The organism is Acidovorax sp. K2F (assembly GCF_025246485.1).
GTDB lineage: Bacteria > Pseudomonadota > Gammaproteobacteria > Burkholderiales > Burkholderiaceae_C > Acidovorax > Acidovorax delafieldii.
In genome coordinates, this window is sequence record NZ_JAOBSQ010000078.1 from 1 (window position 1) to 3,847 (window position 3,847).

Here is a 3,847-nt window from a genome sequence, read left to right on the forward strand (position 1 = left end):
TTAGGCGTCATCGTGAGAGGTACAGATTCAGGCGAGCATTGCAGAACTCTGGACTACTCGAATCAGCCGGCGGAAGTCACTGTCTTCTGAATCACTTTTCCATCTATTGACGAAACGGCAAATGATCTGCAGGTTGCCGGCTTCGTAGTGGCCATTGCTGTCAATTCGATCAAGGGAACACAGCATTTCCACATCCGTGTGCTCGCCATCGAATTGAAGCGGAAGCGAAGTAATGGCGCAGGTATTGTCTTGCGCTGTAAGAAGCGCCTCTAGATACGATTGAAGGGCATTCTCACTGTCGAAGCGGAACTCCTTGTTTTTGACGACACGCACAACCTCCTGCCCGTTCGCATTTAGGGAGGTGGCCATTGCTGTGCTGGCCATGCGAAAGGCAGCCCTCTTGGCTGCGCTGTAGACCGTCACGGGTGCTTTCCCCGATTTCTCTTCTTTGACAGTCCACAGTGGTTGGCCGTGCCAAGTAGACAGATCATCTCCATTGACTAGAGCGTTTGCATACGCTGAGTTGTCCTCAGATAGCTGCTGCAGCGTACCCTCTGTGAACAGGAATTCACGCGCCCGCGGATGCAGCGCTGGCCAGACTAGGCGACGACCCTTCTTGTCTTTGTTCGACCATGGATGCGCGGGCTTCTGAATGATGTAAACCCGAGAACTTGTGCGACCTGGTTCGCTTGTAGGTTCAATCGTGGTTTGAATTGCATCAGGCTTAGTCACTGTCCACCACAGCTCGTCCTTCTCGCGATGTATCCAGAGATCATTGCTTGTCTCGGAGATCGTCGTCGCTAGGTTGAACCAGCGTGAGGCTACCGGCTTGGTAGGGGTGATCCCAGCGGCGGACTTCTTGTGCGCGATGGCGTATGCGATGTACCCGTTGCGGTCTCCGCTCTCCCAAAAGGGGCGTAGATCTTCGTCTTCAAGAGTCGCGACAGTTGCCCGTTCCTTGCATCTTGGCCAAAGGTAGTTGGCTCGGCCAAAGTTCGCGATGAATGTATTCATGGTGATGCTTAACGGTGGCTGGGCTACTCTCGATGTTCCCAATGACGCCCAACGTTCAAGGTGAACCGCAAAGTGCAGCTTGCTGCACTTTGTCGGCTCGACCGAGGGGTTAGATTTCCTCTGGTGGCAGGAAGTCTGACTTGAGCAGCTCGCGTCGAAGAGTTGATTCAATCCGGGGAATCATCGTCACGTCGCCTCGGAGTTCATCGGCGGCCTCTTTCGCAGCGAGCAACTTAGGCTCTACGGAATTCTCGAGCCACTTGCTGACATTTCCGCTCATGCTCGGAACGAGACGTGCAGATTGACGAACGCGATCAGCGCGAGCCAGTTGCTCATCAATCGATTTTGTATAGGACTCAATCTCTGCGGCCAAGAGTTCTTTCGTTGCCTCGAACGCACGGTACGAATCTGCAATGGATATGGCACCTTGACGGATGTTGATATCAATCCCGCTGATCTTTTGAACGTCGTCCTCGATGTTTAGAACGTTAATCATGTGATTGACGGTCTGCATAAGAGCCTTGATCGCGACGCGTTGACGGTTGACGTCGTCGAGAAGGCCTGCAGTGTTCTTGATCGTGTAAAGGTGGGTCTGAAGGTTGGCAGCGTGAAGGTTGATATTGTTGGTGAAGCGCTCAAACGTTTGAGCAGAGATCATCAGCTCCATCACATCAATCTGCAGGGAGATGCGCTTGTGGTCAATCTCGTTGTCGTGTTCGATGACGGCAAGCTGCTTTTTGCTCTCGTCCACCCTTGCCACGAGGTCAGCCACCGGATCAGATTGCGACTTCTTGGCCGAGAGGAAATCCGGGCGATCGCCCGTGGTGTCTGGCTTTGCTTGCTTCTTCGAAATGGGCGCATCAGTGCCGACGATCTCTCGTCCTTCGAGAAGTGCTTCGCCTGCCTCTGCGGCAGAGTGAATGAACTTGGCCACTCCCTTTGTCATTTTTAAGAAGGTGGGTAGGTTGGTCGCAACCCAGACGCCGACTTTCGCTAAGAACGCCACAGATGGTCTCCCTGAATGAGGATGTCGCGGATGGTACTGATGAAATCTAACGTAATGTAGACCGCACCAAGCCGCAGGCCATATCTGGCGCTTGCGGTCTAAATTGGCGCGAAAAAAACGCGGAAATGGGCTTGTAGCCTAGCTTGACGGCGTATATGCTGTATGAAAATACAGTACCAAATTCAGCCATGAAACCCGCCTCCCCTCCAGTGTTGCGCGCCACACGGTTGCTGGACCAGGTCCGTGAGCGAATTCGTTACAAACACTATAGCCTGCGCACCGAGCAAGCCTACGTGCAATGGGTGCGCATGTTCGTGAAATGGCACGGCTTGCGGCATCCACGAGACATGGGGCAGCTGGAAATCGAAGGTTTTCTAGCCATGTTGGCTAACGAGCGGCGGGTGGCGGCTGCCACACACAACCAAGCGTTGAGTGCACTGCTATTCCTCTACCGCGAGGTGTTGGGCATGGACTTGCCATGGCTCGATGGCGTGCAGCGCCCGCGCACGCCCAAGCGCATCCCCTCGGTTTTGACGGTAGCCGAGGTGGCTGCTCTGCTATCGGCGTTGCCGGCCGATATGGCCTTGCTGGGCCGCATGCTGTACGGCACGGGCATGCGGCTGATGGAAGGCCTGCGCTTGCGGGTCAAGGACGTAGATTTTGACCGTGGGGTGGTCGTGGTACGCCAGGCCAAGGGCGACAAGGATCGGGTTGTGATGCTGCCGCGCAGCCTGGCAGCCGAATTGCGCCAACAGGTGCTGGCTGCACGCGCGCTGTGGGAGCAAGACCGGCAAGCGCAGTGCGGTGGCGTGGACGTTCCGCATGCATTGGAGACCAAATACCCCGGCGTGGGGCAGCGCTGGGGATGGTTCTGGGTGCTCCCCGCTTCATCCCTGTCGGTGGACCCTCGCACGGGTGTTTGGCGGCGGCATCACGTCTATGAGGAGCGATTGCAGCGCGCACTGAAGAAGGCTGTGGCACAGGCGGGCATTTGCAAACCCGTTTCTGTGCACACCTTACGCCACAGCTTCGCCACGCACTTGTTGCAGTTGGGCACCGACATTCGAACGGTGCAGGAGTTGCTGGGGCACTCGGACGTGAGTACGACGATGATCTATACCCATGTCCTGAAAGTCGCTGCCGCAGGAACCGCCAGCCCGTTGGACTCCTTGGCCTTGCACTTACGGCCTGCCTGAATGACGGCTTAGGAGCTTCTAACTGGTTGGCGGCTCAGGGCCCTGAGCCGCCGTTCAGAGTGCTGGCCGGAAGCTGCCATTGACTTGCTGCGCGGCTGCTGGAAATCCCGGTGTCAGCCTACGGCAGGCTATAGTTTGCTGACTTAACGCGTGCGGGATTTCAAGGAATTTTTATACCTGGACGGTTGAACAGCTCATAGCTTGCAAAGCAATGCTGCAAACGGCCTCTAGGGATTCTCTGCACGAATGCCGCTACGATGTGATTGCGCGGAGGGCTGAAGCCCAGACAATAGTCGCATGAAGCAAAGCAGCCTGGTCCTGAGCAACACAGTCAAGCGCACCCGCAAGCGCGAGTTCCTGGACGCCATGGAACTGGTGGTGCCCTGGACTGAACTGGTCTCGCTCATAGAGCCGTACGCGCCCGAAGCCGGCCGCCGGGGTCAGCAGCCCTTTGCAGTGCAGACCCTGCTGCGCATCCACTTTATGCAGCAATGGTTCAAGCTCAGCGACCCGGCGATGGAAGAAGCATTGCACGACGTGCCGGCCTTTCGCGACTTCGCAGGCCTGTCCCGCTGGGACGAACACATCCCCAGCGAATCGAGCATCCTGCGCTTTAGGCATCTGCTGGAGC

General features: G+C 56.5%; 4 protein-coding genes. 2 read left to right on the plus strand and 2 right to left on the minus strand.

Annotated features, from left to right (window positions below):
• Window positions 1–27 precede the first annotated feature (27 nt).
• Window positions 28–1,014, minus strand: a complete 987-nt coding sequence (locus N4G42_RS25200) for a hypothetical protein (protein ID WP_260669141.1) — start codon at window positions 1,012–1,014, stop codon at window positions 28–30.
• Window positions 1,015–1,123: 109 nt separating this feature from the next.
• Window positions 1,124–2,020: a hypothetical protein gene (locus N4G42_RS25205; RefSeq protein ID WP_260669142.1), complete on the minus strand. Its 897-nt coding sequence runs from the start codon at window positions 2,018–2,020 to the stop codon at window positions 1,124–1,126.
• Between the two features lie 188 nt (window positions 2,021–2,208).
• Between N4G42_RS25205 and N4G42_RS25210 the strand changes: the two genes are divergently transcribed.
• Window positions 2,209–3,216, plus strand: a complete 1,008-nt coding sequence (locus N4G42_RS25210; protein ID WP_260669143.1) for an integron integrase — start codon at window positions 2,209–2,211, stop codon at window positions 3,214–3,216.
• A gap of 297 nt (window positions 3,217–3,513) precedes the next feature.
• Window positions 3,514–3,847, plus strand: a 334-nt coding sequence (locus N4G42_RS25215) for a transposase (protein ID WP_260669144.1), incomplete at its 3' end; no start/stop codon positions are given.

Excerpts from the sequence above, each read along its gene's own strand:
- N4G42_RS25200 (WP_260669141.1), bottom strand. The coding sequence starts at position 1,014 with ATGAATACATTCATCGCGAACTTTGGCCGAGCCAACTACCTTTGGCCA.
- N4G42_RS25210 (WP_260669143.1), top strand. The coding sequence starts at position 2,209 with ATGAAACCCGCCTCCCCTCCAGTGTTGCGCGCCACACGGTTGCTGGAC.